The sequence below is a fragment of the Clostridium sp. CM038 genome (genome assembly GCF_055081105.1).
In genome coordinates this window covers 3,107,774-3,126,337 of record NZ_CM143651.1, presented here as the reverse complement: position 1 = coordinate 3,126,337, position 18,564 = coordinate 3,107,774, and the positions used below count along the sequence as shown (strand labels likewise).

The window sequence follows — 18,564 nt, the reverse complement described above, 5'->3', positions numbered from 1 at the left end:
ATTAACACTCCTTTATGAATTCTATAAATACAATATTACTTTATTACGTTAGTTATGTAAAGCGGTAAATTAAAGATTAATTAACTTATATATAAATATAAAATTATTACAAGATAAAAATTTATAAATTTTTTAGAATAGATGGGAAAATCATAGTAGTATAAATCTCTCTTCCAGTGGAAAATATAAATGAAGAAAGGGGAGTGTTTTAAATGAGTATAAAGCAGAAACTTACTAATGAGCAATTATCTTCAGTAGGAATTAAGAGAACTGATAATGACAAAGATATGCATACGAATGATGTAAATATTAAAAATAATGAAACAAGAAATAAAAAAAACAAATAAATCATTTAAAAGTGTTTATAGCTAATATTTTGATTAATTGTTTATATTTATAAGATTCGCTTGACATTAAAATAACAAAGTGGTATTCTTAAGTTGAAAATTTAATAGATCCTTCAGGGTAGGGTTAAATTCCCAACCGGCGGTATAGCCCGCGAGCCGAAAGGTAGATCTGGTTTAATTCCAGAGCCGACAGTAAAGTCTGGATGAGAGAAGGAGAATAATGATAAATATAGGAGATTTTCATTTATTAACTATGAAAAATAGTTAATACTGCTTTTATATTTTATTGTGAATATATTTAGTGAACAGCACCGATAGGTGATGATTTAACAGCACCGATAGGTGATGATTTGACTAGATATATAATTAGCTTATTGAGCCCTGAAAACTTTGTTTTCAGGGCTTTTATTATTTTAGCCACATATATGATTTTATTTGATCAAAGTTATGCATACTAAGAGAGAAATATTTATGAAGATTGGCACCAGAATTATAGAATTAGGGGTGATAAATTGGATAATTATTATATGAGAAGAGCACTTGAATTATCTAAAAAAGCGGTGGGGTTTGTAAATCCTAATCCATTGGTTGGCGCTGTTATTGTAAAAGATAATAGGATAATCGGTGAGGGGTATCATGAATATTTTGGTGGACCACATGCAGAAGTAAATGCTTTTAAAAATGCCAAAGAAAATGTAGAAGGTGCAACAATGTATGTAACTTTAGAGCCTTGCGCACACTATGGTAAAACGCCACCTTGCGCTGATGCTATAGTGCAAAATAAAATATCTAAAGTGGTAATTGGAATGATAGACCCTAACCCATTAGTTGCAGGGAAGGGAATAGAAATTCTAAGAAGTAGTGGCATAGAAGTAACTACGGGCATAATGGAAACTGAAATAAAGAAAACAAATGAAATATTTGTAAAATACATAACTCATAAAAAGCCATTTTGCATCATGAAAACTGCTATGACAATAGACGGAAAAATAGCAACTTCTATTGGTGAGTCAAAGTGGATAAGTAATGAAAAATCTAGAGCGTATGTGCATGAATTAAGGCATATGGTAACTGGAATTATGGTGGGAATTGGAACTGTCCTAAGTGATGATCCAGAACTTACTACAAGAAGAGAATGCATAATTAGCAAAAACCCAATAAGGATAATTATAGATAGCACAGCAAAAATACCAATAGATGCAAAGGTGTTAAAATGTGATGAAAAAACAAAAACTATTGTCGTTACAACAAAATTTGCGAAAGAGACAAAAATTGAAGCTATTAAACAAAAAGGCGCACAAGTTATTATAACGCCAAGTAAAAATAACCGAGTGAATTTAAACTATTTAATGAGAGTACTAGGTGATATGGGGATAGATAGTATTTTGATTGAGGGTGGCAGTACTCTAAATTATGCTGCATTAGAAGAAGGCATCGTTGATAAGGTTATTACTTTTATTTCCCCGAAAATATTCGGCGGAACAACAGGTAAGACTCCAGTAGGAGGACAGGGAATAGAACATGTAAGTGATGCTATATTGCTTACGGATACTGAAGTAACTAGATTTAACGAGGACATTATGATAGAAGGGTACGTGAATAGATGTTTACAGGGTTAATTGAGGAAATTGGAGAAATAAAGTCTATAGAAAAAGGTGCGAGGTCTGCGAGAATTACCATAAAAGCTGCAAAGGTTATGTGTGGAATAAAGATTGGTGACAGTATTAGCACCAATGGAGTGTGCCTTACTGTAACAGAATTTTATAAAAATAGCTTCAGTGTAGATGTAATGGCGGAGACTATAAGAAGTAGTAATTTAGGGGAATTGAAATCTGGTTCTCATGTAAATTTGGAAAGGGCATTAATGGCTAGTGATAGGTTAGGAGGGCATATAGTAAGTGGACATATTGACGGAATAGGAACTATTGTAGATTTGTGCATCGAAGAAAATGCCACCTGGGTGTCTGTAGAAACTACAGTGGATATATTAAAGTATATTGTACATAAAGGATCAATAGCGATTGACGGTATTAGTTTAACTGTAGCATATGTTGATGAAAACATTTTCAAAGTATCAATTATACCTCATACAAAAGGGGAAACTACTTTAATTAATAAAAAGGTAGGTGACGAGGTTAACCTTGAAAGTGATATGATGGCGAAGTATATTGAAAAACTGCTTAAACATGGTGAAGCTCCAGAAAAAAAGAAATCTATTGGTATGGATTTTCTCGAAAAAAATGGATTTGTATAAGCAATCAGTTGTAGACACAGCAAATAATATTACATCACCAAAAGTGATGATTACAGCACAAAGTGATAATTAAGGGGTGGAAAAATGTATAAATTTAATACTATTGAAGAAGCTTTAGAAGATATTAAAAATGGAAAAATGGTTGTTGTGGTAGATGATGAAGATAGGGAAAATGAAGGAGATTTAATTATAGCAGCTGAGAAAGCTACTCAGGAAAACATAAATTTTATGGCTAAGTATGCACGTGGACTTATATGCATGCCTATAGTTAAAGATAGATTAGATAAGTTAAATATAAATCAGATGGTGGTAAATAATACTGATGTGCATGGAACAGCATTTTCTGTTTCTATTGATGCTGTAACTACCACTACAGGAATATCAGCTGCAGAGAGGGCAACTACTATATTAAAGGTGATAGATTCGGAGGCTTCATCAAAAGATTTCAATAGACCAGGCCATGTATTTCCTCTAGCAGCAAGAGAGGGTGGCGTATTAAATAGGGGCGGTCATACAGAGGCTGCTGTTGATTTAGCAAGACTTGCAGGGTTATATCCTGCAGGTGTGATTTGTGAAATTATGAATGAAGATGGATCAATGTCTAGGGTGCCAGAGCTTATGGATTATGTGAAAAAACATGATTTAAAAATGATTACCATAGTAGATTTAATTGCTTACAGGAGAAAAACTGAATGCCTTGTAGAAATGGTTACGGAGGCACAAATGCCAACTAGATATGGTGAATTTACTATCTATGGATTTGTTAATAAGATAAATGGAGAGCATCATGTAGCATTAGTCAAAGGTGATGTAAGAAGTAGTGAATCTGTACTTGTTAGGGTGCACTCTGAGTGTCTTACTGGAGATGCACTAGGCTCTATGAGATGTGATTGTGGAGAACAATATGATGCGGCCATGAAAGCAATAGCAAAAGAGAAAAATGGAATATTGCTTTATATGAGGCAGGAAGGACGTGGAATAGGGTTAATTAATAAGCTAAAGGCATACAATCTTCAAGATAAAGGAATGGATACCGCAGAAGCAAATGTAGCTTTAGGTTTCCCTGTAGACATGAGAGATTATGGCATTGGAGCTCAGATATTGGAACTATTAGGTGCTACAAAAATAAGACTCATGACTAACAATCCTAAAAAAATAACAGGAATTTCAGGCTATGGTATTGACATAGTTGATAGAGTGCCAATAGTTATGAATCACAATGAAAAAGATAAGTTTTATTTGCAAACTAAAAGAGAAAAAATGGGACATTTACTTGACCCTGAACGAGTATAAGTGTTAAGCACATTCAAGTAAACAATATGATATTAAATTAATAGGAGGAATAGAAATGATAACGTATGAAGGTAAATTAATAGCAGAAGGTTTAAAATTTGGGATTATAGTAGCAAGATTTAATGAATTTATAGGTGGAAAATTATTAACGGGAGCACTAGATGGTTTAAAACGTCACGGAGTTACAGAAGAAAATGTTGAAATTGCATGGGTGCCTGGTGCATTTGAAATACCTCTAGTTGCAAAAAAAATGGCTAAGTCTGGTAAGTATGATGGTGTGATATGTTTAGGAGCAGTAATAAGAGGCGCTACATCTCATTATGAATATGTATCTGGTGAGGTAACTAAGGGAATTGCATCTGTATCACTCGAAACAGGAGTTCCAATTATTTTTGGAATTCTTACTACTGAGAATATCGAGCAAGCTATTGAAAGAGCGGGTACAAAAGCAGGTAATAAAGGGTATGATGCTGCAGTAACTGCAATAGAAATGGCAAATTTATTAAAAGAAATTTAAAATAATAGAGTAAAAAAATTCTCCTGCGTGAATTGCAAATGAACTTAAAACTGGAAATTCGATTAAGAAATTCTAAATCAAATTTAATAGTTTATACGTTTCTTATTGCGAGTCACTTCGGATAAATACCATACTTACTATTCAGCTGATTTTTAAGTACTACTTTGGGTATTCAGTAGGGGTGCATAACAATTATTAACTGTTCTGCACCCCTAGACTTTTTTCGCTTTCCTGTATACTTATGATATACTATTCTTAAAGATAAGTAGAATGGGGGTAGTCCAAATGGGTATAGGCGATAGTGTATTTACTATTATATTTATTATGATGGGTGCATCGGCTGTTGTTTCTGGTTTGAATTTTGATAAGAAGCAGGGGAAAAAATATAAGGGCGAAAATTTAGATGAATATATAAAACTAAATAAGCTTGTTTTAATTTCAATGGGAGGAATGATTCTAATTGGTACTTTCCTCGGACAAGGGTTACCTTTATTAAAAAATGTAATAACAAATATAACAATTGGAGGTTTATTTCTCATATGGATTGTTTATTCGATAGTATCCAAAAAGAAATTTTCAACCAAAAAATAATAAACAGAATGGAAGGTTGCGGACTTCCATTCTGTTTTTAATTTTTTAGATTAAAATATTATATTTCAATGTGCTCTGGTTTTAGCTTGTAAACCACATCTTTTCTTTCTAGCATTATATTAATTTTTTCTTTTAATGCATCATCGTCTAGAATTTTTAGGAGTAGTTCTTTAGTAGGGTTTATTACTGTAGGGTTACTAATTAACTTTAACATAGAGTAATCTCCGGAAGTATCTCCATAAGCATAACTTTGATCCAAATCAATATTATATTTACAAACAAAATGTTCTATGGCGGCATGCTTACTAACACTATCCCACATAGGAATAATAGCACCAGTGTAAATATTATCTTTATTCAATTGATACTTTGTTCCTATATAATCATCAAACCCGTATTTTATAGACATTTCGCGTACAAGTTCTATTGGACTGCCTGATACAGTGATAATGATATGACCCTGGCTCTTATGCCATTTAATTCTATCACGGGTGTAGGTATAAACCCTATCCCCTTTTTGCTTTACAATTTGCTTAGCAATAAACTCGATTTGACACTTATGAAGTCCAATTATGGCCTCGGTATAAATATCAGCCATTTTAAGCAGGTAATTATCATAATTTCCTATTCGCTTATCCCATTTAACATAATAGGGTTTTACTTCTTTGTACCATTTATCATTTTCTATTATTTCGCTTTTAATCAATTTTTTGAATACCTCACTAATTAAACTATCTCTATAGAGAGTACCATCAATATCAAAGAAAGCAGCTATTCTTTTTTTCAAAGTGATCACCTCCAACATCGGTATAATATAATTATTTTAAGAAATTTAAAACTAGCTATTCGGGAAATATTATTCTTTTTTCAGTGATTATGAAATCCAATGGCACATCATATTCATCAGTGGGCACTTTATCAACTATTTGATAGTCATAGGCCATGCCTATAGTAGGAGTAAGTTTCGTCTTTTTAGGTAAAAATCTATCATAATAACCAGCACCAAAACCTATCCTATTGCAATGTTTATCAAATACTACGCCGGGAACTATTATTAAATCTATATCCTCAATATTAACTTTATCTAATGAGTCATGTTTTGGCTCCATAACACCAATACTAGATTTAGAAAGATCAGTAGTAAGATTATTTATTTTAAAAGGTATTATTTCTCGCTTAGATTGTATGCAATAGGGTGCAATTACTGTTTTACCGTTATCCAAACACCACTTGGCAAGAGGATATGTATCAACTTCTTTATTGAAACTTAGGTATAACATGATATTTTTGCAATTTATAAATTCAGGTAACTCCATAATTGTGCCTATAATTTTATTGCTAAAATTACTTACATCTTGAATCTTCATACTTTTTCTTTGATGTAGCATATTTTTTCTTAAAGTATCTTTAAGATTATCTTCCATAAGTACCCTCCCCTAGAAATTATTTAAATATTATACTATAAAATTTAAATTAGTATAACATATGTTTATCATATATGCAATTTATAGAATTATATATAAGTTTATATTATTTTAGATAACCAATCTTAAGCAAAATAACACTTCCATAAGTCTCAAGTAATGCATTAATACATTAAAAATTATAAATTGGGAAGTCTATAATTATAATATTAAAGATGCAGGAGTATTAAAAAATACTAGGTATCTTTAAGAAATATAAGGAGGAATATTCATGGACAATTCAAAAATAAGAGAAGTTAATGGAATAGACCACGTTGGAGATGTGCCAAGTGCAAAGAAAGGAATCGTAGATTTTCTTTCAGGTGAGGACAGATATAAAGACTCTATCCCACAGGATAGGCTTAATTCTTACAAAAAAGGTCGTGAAATAGCAGTAGAAATAGAGAATATTTTAAATGGGGATCAAAGGGATTATTAGAATTAAATAAATTTAATATTATTCAAAAATGGGTATAGAGTTTTAATTCTATACCTTTATTCTTTATAATGCAGTTTAAATTGATAAAGTTGAAAAATGATTGTAGCTTTCTGAAAAGTCTGATATTATTATATCTGTAATAGTGTTTGTAAAATTACAAAGACATAAAGAACTTTTTACGTGTTTTTATGGATATTTCAAGTAATATAGGGAGGTTATTTTAAATACATATATGCTATAATATATATTGTATTTAAAAACAATCTAGGGGTGGTGATGTACCATAAAAGGTTCACGTAAAACATGTCGTATACTGTTATTATTGTCTATTTCAATACTTTTAACATCTTGCAAAGGTAATACAAAACCTGTTGAAAAAGAGACCTACCTAATGGGCACAATTGTTCAATTAAAGGTATATGGTGGAAACGCAGAAAAAGCAACCGAGAAAGCATTAAAGAGGGTAAATGATATAGAAGATAAAATGTCTGTTAATATTGAAACTTCTGAAATTACAAAATTAAATGCTAAATCTGGAATTTCAGGTGAGAAACTTAGCGCCGATACATATTACGTAATAAAAGAAGCTGTTAAATATGGTAGATTAACTGGAGGTGCTCTTGATGTAACTATAGAACCAATTGTAAAGCTATGGGGTATAGGTACTGACAAGGAGAGAGTTCCAACAAAAAATGAAATTGATGAAAAATTAAAGCTAGTTGATTATAATGATATTATTCTGGATGAAAAAAATTCAACTATCAAGTTAAGGCGAGCGAGCCAAGCTATAGATTTGGGCGCTATAGCAAAGGGATATACGGCTGATGAAATAAAGAAGGTTTTAATAGATAATAAGATTAGCAGTGCGCTTATAAATTTAGGTGGTAATGTTTATGCTGTAGGAAGCAAACCAGACGGAACTAGCTGGAATATAGGAATACAAAATCCATTAGATACGCGTGGAGAATACTTAGGAACTGTTAGTTTTACTGATAAATCCGTGGTTACATCAGGCAATTATGAGAGATATTTTATAAAGGATGGTGTGCGGTATCATCATATATTTGATCCTAAAACTGGGTATCCAGCAGATAAAGGTATCATAAGTACAACTATAGTATCGGATAAATCAATTGATGGAGATGCACTATCTACAAGTACTTATATCATGGGACTTGAAAAAGGGATTAAATTGATAGAGTCTATTAAAGGTGTAGATGCTATTTTTGTTACCTCGGATAAAAAAATATATGTTACATCAGGCCTTAAAGATAGTTTTAACCTAACGAACAAGGAGTTTATTTATGAAAAAGGGCGATAAAATAGTTTTCATAATACTTTTAATTATTGTAGTAATATCTTTTAGTGTAGCTTTAATATACAAAATCGCAATCAAGGGGTCAGAAAATATTGCAGTTATTAAAAGCGCCGGTACAGTGATTAGAACTATTGATTTAAATAAGGTAAAAGAGCCACAAGAGTTTACTATAAAAACAAAAGATGGCCATTATAATACCATACTAGTTACTCATGATGGTGTTAAGGTAAAAGATTCTGATTGTGCACATAAAGAGTGTGTTAAAAGTGGAAGTATATCAGAGCCAGGTGGGATGATTGTATGTTTACCTAATAAACTTATGATTAGTATTGAAGGCGAAGCAAATAAAGGTATTGATGGTGGGACTTTTTAAATTAAAAAAATGTAGGTGAAAATATGGGAAAGACTAAAAGAATGGTTTTACTCAGTATGTTAGTTGCAATAGCATTAGTTATTTATTTAATTGAGACTCAGATTCCAGTGCTATTTCCAGGAATAAAATTAGGGCTTGCTAATTCTATATCGTTAGTTGCATTAATAATACTAGGGTGGAAAGAAGCATTTTTAATAATGATTTTAAGAACCTTATTAGGTTCTATTTTTGGTGGAAGCATGTCAGCCTTTATGTTTAGCATTGCAGGCGGATTGCTAAGTAATATAGTAATGGTATTGCTTTACAAGTATCTTAAGAATCACTTAAGTATACCTTCAATAAGTGTTTGTGGATCTGTTTTTCACAATGTAGGTCAGCTACTTGTGGCTGCTTTTATAATTAATGATTTAAGAATATACGTGTATTTACCGGTATTATTAATTTCAGCGATTGTTACAGGGTATTTTATTGGAATTCTATCTAGTATTTTAAAAAGTAGATTAGAAGAAATATTACCACTAAAATAAAAGTATGAAATTTCTCTTGTGAGCCTTGCAATACGAACTCGAAACTTGAAATTTGATTAAGGAATTCTAGTCTTTTGCTCATGTAAAATTCTCTAGCACTCACATTCGCCGTCCTGGCTAAGTTTCGCTAGACTGCCGTCCTGGCAGTCTTACGAGGATTTTACATTCGCAACAGAAGAATTTCTAAATCGAATTTCAATAGTTTTTACGTTTCGTATTGCAAGTCACTCCTGAGAAATTTCATCTTTTGGGCATAATAAGACGTCGCAGTTAAAGGCTGGTCCACATCAGATTTTCTCCTTCATTATTCATACGAAAATTTGATGTGGCACAAGCTCTTTCACTGCTTATACTAAAAGGAAGATTTGGACAATCTTACTCACTGCCTATAGGGAAAACAATCTATTATAGAATCTAAACTTTTATGTTGACAAAACCTCCCTAAAGTTATATATTTATAACATACATGTTATAAATATATAACTTTAGGGAGGTTTCTTTTATGGATCCAAAAATGAGTATTAAATCAAAGCTTGTTCTGCAATTAGGAGTAGCATTATATCAATTAATTGTTTTCTTACTGTATAAACTAAATGTAATCAATCCTGACAAGGGTGCTTCCATGTTTATTCAAGGTCTTTTTGAAATTATGATGGTGGCCATATTTTTCTATAATGAAAAAAGATTAAGTGGTATAACTGATGAATTAGGAATCAGTATATTATCTAAAGTAAATAAGATTGGTATGAATTTTTTAGTAATTTCAATGGTTATATTCAGCTACCGACTTACATCTCCAGCTTTTACAATTTATAAGGAGCTTGTTATTTCAAAGTTTGCAATAGGAGTCTGGTTAATGATAATCATATTTATATTCACTATAATAAGATTATTATCCTTTATGTATTATGATAGAAAGGGGATTTGCAAATAAGTGTCAATTCTAAATACAAACATTAAAGAGTATAGAGAGAAAGCATTAATGAAGCAAGCTGAACTTGCAAAACTAGTGGAGGTTAGACGAGAAACTATAGTGCATTTAGAAAATGGGAGATATAACCCATCCTTAAAATTAGCTATGGATATAGCCAAGGTATTCAATACGACAGTTGAAGAATTATTTAAATTTGTTGATTAATAAATATAACTTTAGATAAATAAAATGAAAAAGATAAGCAGAAGGTTTAAACCCTTCTGCTTATCTTTTTTATTTACTTACTACACTCTCGTCTTTAATAGTGACTTTACTTAAGTTTTCACGAGCTTTTAATGGTTTTGAAATAACCTTTGTAGGACACTTAGTAGAACATAGTCCACACTGTGTACATTTTTCAAAGTCTATTACAGGTAAGTTATTAACCATAACAATCGCCTTAGATGGGCAAACTCTCGCACACATTCCGCAAGCAATGCATCCAACACCGCAATTATCTTTTACTGTTTTACCCTTTGATTTTGAGTTACATTCAATAAGTACTTCTTGAGTAGCTGGAACTAATTCTATTAAATTCTTAGGGCATACTGCAATGCATGCGCCACAAGCTACACAATTATCCTTATATACTACAGCTACACCATCAATGACGTGAAGGGCATTGAACTCACAAGCTCTTACACAACTTGCAAAACCCAAACAACCATCAGCGCAAGCTTTAGGACCACCACCAGGAGCAATAACTGCTTGGCGGCAATCTTTGATTCCATCATACTCATATTTTTCTTTAGCAACCGTGCAAGTTCCTTTACATTTAACAAAGGCAACTTGTGGATTAGCGGTTTCAACGGATACGCCCATTATTTCCCCGATTTTTTCAGCGACAGAAGCTCCACCTACGCTGCATGCATTTAGGAGTGCACCGCCCTCAACTACAGCTGCAGCATAAGCATCACAACCAGCGAATCCACATGCACCACAATTTGCACTAGGCAATGCTTCTCTAACTAGTGGTATTTTAGGATCAACAGCTACGTAGAATTTCTTATTAGCATAACCAAGTACTATACCAAATACAAGGCCTATACCACCAATGCTTATTACTGGGTAAATTAAATTATTTATATCCATTTAAATACCCCCCAATTTTAAACCACTAAAGCCTAAAAATGCGATGGCCATGAGTCCGGCTGTAATTAGTGAAATAGGTAGACCTCTAAAGGCTAGTGGCATATTATCATTCTCTTCCATTCTTTCTCTTAACCCTGAAAGAAGTACAATGGCAAGCATATAGCCAGCTGATGCTCCAAGGGCATTAACCATGGATTCTACTAGGTTGTATTTTTCACCTATGTTGATAACAGCCATACCAAGCACAGCACAATTAGTTGTTATTAATGGAAGAAATATTCCGAGCGCTTTATAGAGACTTGGCTGAGTTTTTTTGATAACCATCTCAACAAATTGCACGAGTGCTGCAATAACTAGCACGAATGATAGTGTTGATAAATAAGTTATGTTCAAAGGAACTAAAATCCAGTTATAGACTCCATAAGTCATGAATGAGGCTAAGAACATAACAAATACTACTGCTAGTCCCATACCTTTTGCAGTTTCGGTTTTTTTAGAAACTCCAAGAAAAGAACATACTCCAAGGAATTTAACTAATAAGAAGTTATTTACCAAAAATGCACTTATAAAAATTGAAAAAAGTCTCATTTCCATCCACCTTTCTTAAAAAAAATTATTTTTTGCAACTATGAGCACAAGACCCACATCCAGTACACGCGCCAGTCACTGGATCAATTTCATGAAAATGTGCAATTTTATCATTAACTTTATTTGTTTGATTAATTGCTTTTTGGTTTAATAGAGCCATTAAAATTCCTAGAGTAATAAAAGCTCCAGGTGCTAGAACCATAATTATAGCAGGTTGAAAAGAGGCTCCCAATAATTTAAATCCGTATATTGAACCAGCGCCTAGTAATTCCCTTATTGCACCCAGAATTGCTAAAGCTACTGTAAACCCAAGTCCCATTCCGATAGCATCAAAAATTGAAGGAAGTGCTTTGTGTTTTGAAGCATATGATTCAGCTCTTCCAAGAATTACACAGTTAACAACTATAAGTGGAATAAAAATTCCGAGTGACTTATATAGCGATGGAACAAAACCTTGCAATAAAAACTGAATTAATGTTACAAAAGCAGCTATTATTGTAATGTAAGCTGGTATACGAACCTTATCAGGTATTGCATTTCTTAATAATGATATAAAAAGATTAGAAAAAATCAACACTGCTGTAGATGCTAGTCCCATACCTATGCCGTTTTTTACACTTGTGGTAACAGCTAGGGTAGGGCACATAGCGAGAACTTGCACAAATATTGGATTTTCGGTTACAATACCATTTTTTAATCTTTCAGAAAATACGCTCATTATTTTTCAGCTCCTTTCAATGAAGAGTTGTAAAAATCAATAGCATCGCTAACACCAAGAGTTACAGCTTTTGATGTAATAGTTGCACCTGTAATAGCTTGTATTTGGTTGTCCTTTGAAGGAGCTACTTTTACAACTTCTAATTTTTCGTTTATAGGTTTATTCTTAAATTGATCTGAAAACTTAGGTTCTGGAGCATTAGCACCAAGACCAGGAGTTTCAGTGTGGGCTAAAATTTTAATCCCAGTAACTTTTCCCTCGTTTGATATTCCAACCATGATTTCTACTGGGCCAGCGTATCCTTTTGGAGCAACTTTTATAGCATAACCAGCTATTTCATTACCCTTTAGGCCAGAGTTAACCTCAGAAATCTTTTCATTGATTTTCACGTCTGTCTTTTCAAATTTATCAGCTGTGGGTAATATTGCTTTCATAGCAGCTTGCTTATCAGCAGCAATCGAATTAGCAATAGGTGCTTTTGTTATTTCATAGGCACCGCCTAGTAAGAAGCCCGCAACTCCAGTAATTAAAAGTAAAATCAAACCTAATTTAATATTTTCTTTCAATTATTTCACCTCCCCAAAAATACGTGGAGCAGTAAACTTATCAATAAATGGAACAAATAAGCTCATTATTAATATAGAGTAGGATACTCCTTCAGCATAACCACCATATAAACGTATAATTGTGGTTAAAACTCCACATCCAAGTCCAAAGATAAGTTGTCCTTTTTTAGTCATTGGCGAAGTTGAATAATCAGTTGCCATAAAGAAAGCACCAATCATTAAGCCTCCAGCACAAATTTCATATAATGCATTTCCAGTCATTAAACCATCTCTACCTAATATAGCAGTTAAAACAAATACAGTACCAATAAATACTACTGGAGTATGCCAGCTTATTATTTTCCTATATAGTAGATAGGCTCCACCGATTAGTAATGCAAGTACAGAAGTTTCACCAATGCAACCACCGACATTACCAATAAAAACGTTCATTAGACTAGGTAAATTGTCACCACCAGTTTTAAGTATTCCAAGTGCCGTAGCAGCGGAAGTACCATCAACGGTAAAATTAGTCATGTGAACTGGCCAAGAAGCAAGTAAAAATGCTCTAGCGGCTAAAGCGGGGTTCATTACATTTTGTCCAATTCCACCAAAAAATTGTTTTACAATAATTATTGCGAAAAATCCTCCAATTGCAGGAAGCCAAAGCGGAACAGCAGCGGGCAAATTAAATGCAAGTAATAAACCAGTTACCACAGCACTAAGATCTCCTATTGTAATTTTTCTATGAGTTAGTTTCTGCCATAAAGCCTCTGCCGCAATACATGATAGCACAGATACCAATGTAACTAAAAATGCTTGCATTCCAAAAAAATATATGCCGGCAAAGGTAGCAGGTAGTAATGCTATTATTACGTCTCTCATTATGCCCTGCACAGAATCATTTGATTTTATGTGTGGGGATGAAGATACTGTATACATATAAGTCACCTCTATCTATTTTTTTCGTCTATTGATATTTACTGTTTGTTTACCTTCACGGCAAGTTTGAGTTAAATGACGTTTTGCTGGGCATACATAAGAGCAACAAGCACACTCAATGCAATCCATACCATGGTATTCTTCAAATTCATCGTACTTACCTCTTAAAACTAAAGAGTTAAGTTTTGTAGGGTTTAAAAACATAGGACAAGCGTTCATGCATTTTCCACATCTTATGCAGCTAGATTCTTGTTCTAATTTAGCTTGCTGTTTTGTTAAACAAAGTATCCCCGAGGTTCCTTTAATAACGGGAGTTTTTAATGAACTTAAAGCCATTCCCATCATAGGTCCACCGGATATTACTTTAACGGGGTCTTCTTTAAATCCACCAGCAGCCTCGATAACTTCTTCTATAGAAGTTCCAAATTTTACTCTTAAATTAAGTGGTTCTTTAACTGCTTCTCCGGTTACGGTTAGTACTCGCTCCATAAGTGGTCTACCGTTTACTACAGCGTTATATATCTCAAACACAGAATCAACATTTTGAACTATGCATCCAACGTCTGCAGGGAGCTTACCAGAAGGTAATTCTCTACCAGTAATTGCATAAATTAATTGTTTTTCTGCACCTTGAGGATATTTTGTAATAAGTGGAGTAACTTGTACATTATCCATGCTTTTGCAAGCTTTTTTCATAGCTTCAATTGCATCAGGCTTATTATCTTCTATTCCAACATATCCCTTTACACCAGGGAACATTTGAAGAATAATTTTTAAGCCGAGAGCTATTTCAGTGGATTTTTCCATCATCATTCTGTAATCGCAAGTTAAATATGGTTCACACTCTGCAGCATTTATTATAATGCTGTCGATAATTTTTCCCTCTGGAGGAGTAAGCTTAATATGTGTAGGAAAACATGCCCCACCCATACCTACTATACCAGCTTCTTTAATGATAGTTACGATTTCATTTTTTGATAGCTTTTCATAATCATTGTGAGGTGTCATAGTTAGCACTTCTTCATAAGTGTTATCGTTTTCGATAATGGCAGACAATACCATTGTTCCATTACTATGTAGCCACGGCGCTACGTCTTTTACAGTTCCAGATACGCTTGAATATATTGGCGCAGATACAAAAGCTTTGGATTCACCTATTTTTTGTCCCACCAATACTTTATCACCTTTTTTTACTAAAGGTTCGCAAGGTGCACCTATATGTTGTTGCATAGGAAATACTAAGTTGCCCTTTGGAAGCAAATCTTGAATTGCTTTGTGCATACTTAAGTCTTTACTACCACTCGGGTGAATACCTTTTTTAAAAGTCAAAAGTCCCATAATAAACCTCCTTGTAGTTCTCTGAGAGGCATAACAATTATCAATTGTTACCCTCTTTAGTGGTTTATAGTAGTATAACAATAATTAACTGTTATACTACTATAAAATTATAGCTAAGATTGTAAAAAATAAAAAAGTGTAAAAGCTTAATGCAGTTACAACTAAAATCCACTATACCATATATATTATACCTTTTGTATGTATAAAAGAATACCTTTTATGAAAAAAAACTTTTATGAAAAAGTGAGATTATTCCAATAACTCCACTGGTATAAAATGTGTTCTTAAGGAATATTACAATGAAAAATATAAGATTAATATGGTATACTTAATATGGATAATAAACTATATTTACGAGAAAATATAATTGAAAAGGTAAGGTGAATATGGAGAATAATAGTTTGAATAATTTGGAGATCCAAAGTGTGAATTTAGACATTAATGAGGATATCATAAATAGTTTAAAAACAGAGATTTATAAAAGAAGCAAATTTGAATATAATTCTAATGTTGTTACTATTCCCAATTATTTTTATAGGTTTATAGGTATAAAAAATAATGAGAAAGATTACTATGAAAATTTACATAGTTTAGACTGTGAATTAAAGAAAATAGGGTCATGTTACATACGGTTTGGTGAGGGATTAGATAAAGACATTAGCATAAGACTTCAAAATGTATTAAATGACATTTGGATAAAAGTATTCAAAAGAGAAGTTCTAGATGTATCCTTAATTATAAATTTAATAAGTGATAATGGACTTTTTCCGAATTTATCTAATAAAGTTTTGCTCAGACAAATTAAAAATAATTTAAAGGGACTAATAGAGTATTATATTAAGAGCAATGAAATAATTGATAATCATAAAATTAAAGTTATTATCAATTATGTGATTCATTGGATAAATATTTATTCTAAAGAGTTATTCGAAGAGTTTGATTATATGAAAATTAATCCTAAGGTAGTCTTTTATGGAGAAATTTCAAGAGAAGAAGTTTTTTATTTAATATTATTATCAACCTTGGGTTGCGATATTTTATACTTTAATCCGAAAAACGCTGGAGCTTTTCATGAAATTGATAAATATAATGCTTTTTCAAATGAAATTGTTTATAATTGTAACTATGAAATAAAACCGTTCCCTTCTAATATTGAGGATAGAATTAAGACCACTGCATACAATGCTAAAGAAGAGCTTAATAAGACATTGTATACGGATGATTCTGGGTTTTATAGACCGTGGCAGCTTTCAGATTATAATGTAGAGGCAGTAACCCTTAATACTACATATGAGGAAATATATATTTGGATTAAGGAAAAGGCATACATAAGGGAAGGGTTTAAGGTTAAAGACTCAACTGTAGTCGTGCCCAACATGTTCTCAAAAATTTGTGGCACTCATGAAAATATTGATATTTACTGGAAGGAAATTAACGAGGTATCAACTGGGAAATTTACTAAGTTTTATAATGAACTACCTATAATGGATGTAGTACATTTGGAATATGGAAAATTTAATAAAATATACCCGAGTAATATTTTTTCAGGGTTCAATGTTTCGGAAATGCTTAATTCATCTTGGTGGAAATACAAGGAGCTCAGGTCTGGACTTCAAAAAACTATGGCAGAGAAAATTAAAGACTTATGCCTTAATCCTGTAATAATAAACGTTGAACAGGAAGATTTAAGGGATTTGCAAGTGGATATTTTCTCAGTGTTAATAAATTTAGATACAACATTACTTGAATTACTGCAAGCATATGATTACCCAGAAGAAGTTCCTAAAATTGTAGTTTATAATAATGAAGAAAATGGGAACTTATCTTTCGAAGATTGTATAATGCTTGCCTTTATGAATTCTATGGGAATAGATATAATTATATATAACCCTTCAGGGTATAACGACATAGAAAATTTTATATTTCCTGAGAAATATGACATTCATAGATTAGAAAATGTAAGTTTTAAGTTGCATTTTAAAAAACATGTTGAGAAGAAGAAAGGTTTTTTTGAAAATTTGTTCCGTAGTTAATATTTTGATAGTTGAAAAGTGAAAGCTGATTTTTATGCTATAGCACAAAAATCTTAAAAATAAGTTAGAAAAACATAGGCGCACGAGATATTAGGGGGAGAAAAACATGGAAAAAAATAATCAAATACTTAAAATCGAGGATGAAAACATTGAAGATAAGGCTATAGAGCAAAAAGCAATAAGCATAAGTCGGCAGCTTAAAGTCTCACCACAAGTGATGCAAATTGCAGCCAATATAAATATTAAAGATGCAAATGCAATATTAGAATTTGGAAATGAACCGGCTCAGCAAATATCAAAATTTGCGGATCAAATATTAAATTCTATTAAAAGCAGTAGTGTTGAAGACTCAGGTGTTATGATAAAAGAACTTACAAGTATAATGAAGAAATTTGATAAGCAAGATTTTGAGGAAAACAAAACGGGTTTCCTTGCAAAGCTATTTAGTAAACCAGGTAAGGCAATTGACAAAATGATGGGTAAGTATAAAACCATCGGAGGAGAAATAGACAAAATTTACACGGCGCTTAGTGGTTATAAGGCGGAAATAAATAGTTCTAACTTATCACTTGAGAACTTATATAATCAGAATTTTGAGTATTATGGAGAATTAGAAAAATACATTGCAGCAGGAAATATGGTTGTTGAAAAAAATGAAAATGGAGATATTCCTAGACTTGAGGCGTTAGCAGCGAGTGGTGAACAAATAAATATGATAAATTACGAGAATGCTAAAGCCACTGTTGAAATGTTAAAACAGAGAATTTATGATTTGGAAATGGCTAAGATGGTATCATTACAAACTGCCCCTCAAATTAAAATGATTCAAAGAGGAAATTATAAGTTGATATCTAAAGTTCATTCTGCTTTTATAATAACTATACCTGTATTCAAAAATGGAATAATTCAAGCTATTGCTTTAAAAAAGCAAAAGCTAGTATCGGATTCTTTAGCAGAGCTTGACAGAACTACTAATGAATTATTAATGAAAAATGCCGAAAATATAAGAAGTCAAAGTGTTGACATAGCGAAACTCGCTGGAGGAACAAGTGTAAAAATAGAAACGCTAGAGAAAACTTGGAATACTATTATGCAAGGGATAGAGGAAACAAAGAACATTGAAGATGAGAATAAAAAATTAAGAGAAGCCGGAATAGTTAAATTACATGATATGACAGAAAAACTAAAACAAAAATCTTTAAGCTAATTAATT

The 18,564-nt window shown here is 32.3% G+C and carries 22 protein-coding genes and 1 riboswitch; of the genes, 14 read left to right on the top strand and 8 right to left on the bottom strand.

Annotated elements, in window-relative coordinates:
- Positions 1-212: 212 nt before the first annotated feature.
- The 6 genes from ACWJKS_RS14360 (at position 213) to ACWJKS_RS14335 (ending at position 5,002) form a co-directional block, all read left to right on the top strand.
- Positions 213-347, top strand: coding sequence for a hypothetical protein (locus tag ACWJKS_RS14360; RefSeq protein ID WP_258280636.1), 135 nt, complete (start codon positions 213-215; stop codon positions 345-347).
- A 105-nt stretch (positions 348-452) separates the two neighbouring features.
- Positions 453-566, top strand: a riboswitch (FMN riboswitch).
- Between the two features lie 293 nt (positions 567-859).
- On the top strand, positions 860-1,966 hold the full coding sequence (gene ribD, locus ACWJKS_RS14355; RefSeq protein WP_216301982.1) for a bifunctional diaminohydroxyphosphoribosylaminopyrimidine deaminase/5-amino-6-(5-phosphoribosylamino)uracil reductase RibD: 1,107 nt from the start codon (positions 860-862) through the stop codon (positions 1,964-1,966).
- Positions 1,951-2,601, top strand: a complete 651-nt coding sequence (locus ACWJKS_RS14350) for a riboflavin synthase (protein WP_462959827.1) — start codon at positions 1,951-1,953, stop codon at positions 2,599-2,601. Before ribD ends, ACWJKS_RS14350 begins: the two co-directional genes overlap by 16 nt.
- A gap of 84 nt (positions 2,602-2,685) precedes the next feature.
- A complete protein-coding gene (locus tag ACWJKS_RS14345; protein ID WP_462959826.1) occupies positions 2,686-3,894 on the top strand; it encodes a bifunctional 3,4-dihydroxy-2-butanone-4-phosphate synthase/GTP cyclohydrolase II in 1,209 nt (402 codons plus the stop codon).
- Positions 3,895-3,949: 55 nt separating this feature from the next.
- Complete coding sequence (ribH, locus tag ACWJKS_RS14340) at positions 3,950-4,411, top strand: 6,7-dimethyl-8-ribityllumazine synthase (RefSeq protein WP_216301985.1); 462 nt, start codon at positions 3,950-3,952, stop codon at positions 4,409-4,411.
- Positions 4,412-4,696: 285 nt separating this feature from the next.
- The gene (locus tag ACWJKS_RS14335; RefSeq protein WP_462959825.1) at positions 4,697-5,002 is read left to right on the top strand and encodes a hypothetical protein; all 306 of its coding nucleotides are present in this window, start codon (positions 4,697-4,699) and stop codon (positions 5,000-5,002) included.
- 58 nt (positions 5,003-5,060) lie between these two features.
- Here the strand turns inward: ACWJKS_RS14335 and ACWJKS_RS14330 are convergent, their stop codons facing one another.
- Positions 5,061-5,807 carry an HAD-IB family hydrolase gene (locus ACWJKS_RS14330; RefSeq protein ID WP_216301987.1) on the bottom strand — a complete coding sequence of 249 codons (747 nt, stop codon included), beginning with the start codon at positions 5,805-5,807 and terminating at the stop codon, positions 5,061-5,063.
- Positions 5,808-5,844: 37 nt separating this feature from the next.
- Complete coding sequence (locus ACWJKS_RS14325) at positions 5,845-6,426, bottom strand: 5-formyltetrahydrofolate cyclo-ligase (RefSeq protein ID WP_462959824.1); 582 nt, start codon at positions 6,424-6,426, stop codon at positions 5,845-5,847.
- 271 nt (positions 6,427-6,697) lie between these two features.
- Between ACWJKS_RS14325 and ACWJKS_RS14320 the strand changes: the two genes are divergently transcribed.
- The 6 genes from ACWJKS_RS14320 (at position 6,698) to ACWJKS_RS14295 (ending at position 10,260) form a co-directional block, all read left to right on the top strand.
- The gene (locus tag ACWJKS_RS14320; RefSeq protein WP_165411693.1) at positions 6,698-6,904 is read left to right on the top strand and encodes a hypothetical protein; all 207 of its coding nucleotides are present in this window, start codon (positions 6,698-6,700) and stop codon (positions 6,902-6,904) included.
- A 391-nt stretch (positions 6,905-7,295) separates the two neighbouring features.
- Positions 7,296-8,225, top strand: coding sequence for an FAD:protein FMN transferase (locus ACWJKS_RS14315; protein WP_216301989.1), 930 nt, complete (start codon positions 7,296-7,298; stop codon positions 8,223-8,225).
- Positions 8,209-8,595, top strand: a complete 387-nt coding sequence (locus tag ACWJKS_RS14310) for a NusG domain II-containing protein (RefSeq protein ID WP_165411695.1) — start codon at positions 8,209-8,211, stop codon at positions 8,593-8,595. The genes ACWJKS_RS14315 and ACWJKS_RS14310 overlap by 17 nt, the downstream gene beginning before the upstream one ends.
- 23 nt (positions 8,596-8,618) lie before the next feature.
- Positions 8,619-9,122, top strand: a complete 504-nt coding sequence (locus tag ACWJKS_RS14305; protein WP_462959823.1) for a Gx transporter family protein — start codon at positions 8,619-8,621, stop codon at positions 9,120-9,122.
- Positions 9,123-9,624: 502 nt separating this feature from the next.
- Positions 9,625-10,056 (top strand): hypothetical protein, encoded by a 432-nt coding sequence (locus tag ACWJKS_RS14300; protein ID WP_462959822.1) that lies wholly within the window; start codon positions 9,625-9,627, stop codon positions 10,054-10,056.
- Positions 10,057-10,260, top strand: a complete 204-nt coding sequence (locus ACWJKS_RS14295) for a helix-turn-helix transcriptional regulator (RefSeq protein ID WP_216277559.1) — start codon at positions 10,057-10,059, stop codon at positions 10,258-10,260. It abuts the gene before it with no gap.
- A 69-nt stretch (positions 10,261-10,329) separates the two neighbouring features.
- Here the strand turns inward: ACWJKS_RS14295 and ACWJKS_RS14290 are convergent, their stop codons facing one another.
- Genes ACWJKS_RS14290 through rsxC form a run of 6 tightly spaced genes read right to left on the bottom strand, consistent with a single transcriptional unit; the run spans position 10,330 to position 15,318 of the window.
- Positions 10,330-11,181, bottom strand: a complete 852-nt coding sequence (locus ACWJKS_RS14290) for an RnfABCDGE type electron transport complex subunit B (RefSeq protein ID WP_216302046.1) — start codon at positions 11,179-11,181, stop codon at positions 10,330-10,332.
- A gap of 6 nt (positions 11,182-11,187) precedes the next feature.
- The gene (gene rsxA / locus ACWJKS_RS14285) at positions 11,188-11,775 is read right to left on the bottom strand and encodes an electron transport complex subunit RsxA (protein WP_216301991.1); all 588 of its coding nucleotides are present in this window, start codon (positions 11,773-11,775) and stop codon (positions 11,188-11,190) included.
- 25 nt (positions 11,776-11,800) lie between these two features.
- Positions 11,801-12,493 (bottom strand): RnfABCDGE type electron transport complex subunit E, encoded by a 693-nt coding sequence (locus ACWJKS_RS14280; RefSeq protein ID WP_216301992.1) that lies wholly within the window; start codon positions 12,491-12,493, stop codon positions 11,801-11,803.
- Positions 12,493-13,059 (bottom strand): RnfABCDGE type electron transport complex subunit G, encoded by a 567-nt coding sequence (locus tag ACWJKS_RS14275; protein ID WP_165411699.1) that lies wholly within the window; start codon positions 13,057-13,059, stop codon positions 12,493-12,495. Before ACWJKS_RS14275 ends, ACWJKS_RS14280 begins: the two co-directional genes overlap by 1 nt.
- Complete coding sequence (locus tag ACWJKS_RS14270; RefSeq protein WP_216301993.1) at positions 13,060-13,980, bottom strand: RnfABCDGE type electron transport complex subunit D; 921 nt, start codon at positions 13,978-13,980, stop codon at positions 13,060-13,062.
- 15 nt (positions 13,981-13,995) lie between these two features.
- Positions 13,996-15,318, bottom strand: coding sequence for an electron transport complex subunit RsxC (gene rsxC / locus ACWJKS_RS14265; protein WP_216301994.1), 1,323 nt, complete (start codon positions 15,316-15,318; stop codon positions 13,996-13,998).
- 401 nt (positions 15,319-15,719) lie between these two features.
- Here rsxC and ACWJKS_RS14260 point away from each other — a divergent pair, with 401 nt between their 5' ends.
- Together ACWJKS_RS14260 and ACWJKS_RS14255 are read left to right on the top strand one after the other, a co-directional pair.
- Complete coding sequence (locus ACWJKS_RS14260; protein WP_462959821.1) at positions 15,720-17,351, top strand: YceG family protein; 1,632 nt, start codon at positions 15,720-15,722, stop codon at positions 17,349-17,351.
- A gap of 106 nt (positions 17,352-17,457) precedes the next feature.
- Positions 17,458-18,558, top strand: coding sequence for a toxic anion resistance protein (locus tag ACWJKS_RS14255; RefSeq protein ID WP_220319640.1), 1,101 nt, complete (start codon positions 17,458-17,460; stop codon positions 18,556-18,558).
- Positions 18,559-18,564: the final 6 nt, after the last annotated feature.

What these genes read in the sequence shown, in the direction of transcription:
- ACWJKS_RS14360 (WP_258280636.1), top strand. Translation starts at nt 213, where the DNA reads ATGAGTATAAAGCAGAAACTTACTAATGAGCAATTATCTTCAGTAGGA.
- ACWJKS_RS14350 (WP_462959827.1), top strand. Translation starts at nt 1,951, where the DNA reads ATGTTTACAGGGTTAATTGAGGAAATTGGAGAAATAAAGTCTATAGAA.
- ACWJKS_RS14345 (WP_462959826.1), top strand. Translation starts at nt 2,686, where the DNA reads ATGTATAAATTTAATACTATTGAAGAAGCTTTAGAAGATATTAAAAAT.
- ribH (WP_216301985.1), top strand. Translation starts at nt 3,950, where the DNA reads ATGATAACGTATGAAGGTAAATTAATAGCAGAAGGTTTAAAATTTGGG.
- ACWJKS_RS14335 (WP_462959825.1), top strand. Translation starts at nt 4,697, where the DNA reads ATGGGTATAGGCGATAGTGTATTTACTATTATATTTATTATGATGGGT.
- ACWJKS_RS14330 (WP_216301987.1), bottom strand. Translation starts at nt 5,807, where the DNA reads ATGTTGGAGGTGATCACTTTGAAAAAAAGAATAGCTGCTTTCTTTGAT.
- ACWJKS_RS14325 (WP_462959824.1), bottom strand. Translation starts at nt 6,426, where the DNA reads ATGGAAGATAATCTTAAAGATACTTTAAGAAAAAATATGCTACATCAA.
- ACWJKS_RS14320 (WP_165411693.1), top strand. Translation starts at nt 6,698, where the DNA reads ATGGACAATTCAAAAATAAGAGAAGTTAATGGAATAGACCACGTTGGA.
- ACWJKS_RS14315 (WP_216301989.1), top strand. Translation starts at nt 7,296, where the DNA reads ATGGGCACAATTGTTCAATTAAAGGTATATGGTGGAAACGCAGAAAAA.
- ACWJKS_RS14310 (WP_165411695.1), top strand. Translation starts at nt 8,209, where the DNA reads ATGAAAAAGGGCGATAAAATAGTTTTCATAATACTTTTAATTATTGTA.
- ACWJKS_RS14305 (WP_462959823.1), top strand. Translation starts at nt 8,619, where the DNA reads ATGGGAAAGACTAAAAGAATGGTTTTACTCAGTATGTTAGTTGCAATA.
- ACWJKS_RS14300 (WP_462959822.1), top strand. Translation starts at nt 9,625, where the DNA reads ATGGATCCAAAAATGAGTATTAAATCAAAGCTTGTTCTGCAATTAGGA.
- rsxA (WP_216301991.1), bottom strand. Translation starts at nt 11,775, where the DNA reads ATGAGACTTTTTTCAATTTTTATAAGTGCATTTTTGGTAAATAACTTC.
- ACWJKS_RS14280 (WP_216301992.1), bottom strand. Translation starts at nt 12,493, where the DNA reads ATGAGCGTATTTTCTGAAAGATTAAAAAATGGTATTGTAACCGAAAAT.
- ACWJKS_RS14270 (WP_216301993.1), bottom strand. Translation starts at nt 13,980, where the DNA reads ATGTATACAGTATCTTCATCCCCACACATAAAATCAAATGATTCTGTG.
- rsxC (WP_216301994.1), bottom strand. Translation starts at nt 15,318, where the DNA reads ATGGGACTTTTGACTTTTAAAAAAGGTATTCACCCGAGTGGTAGTAAA.
- ACWJKS_RS14255 (WP_220319640.1), top strand. Translation starts at nt 17,458, where the DNA reads ATGGAAAAAAATAATCAAATACTTAAAATCGAGGATGAAAACATTGAA.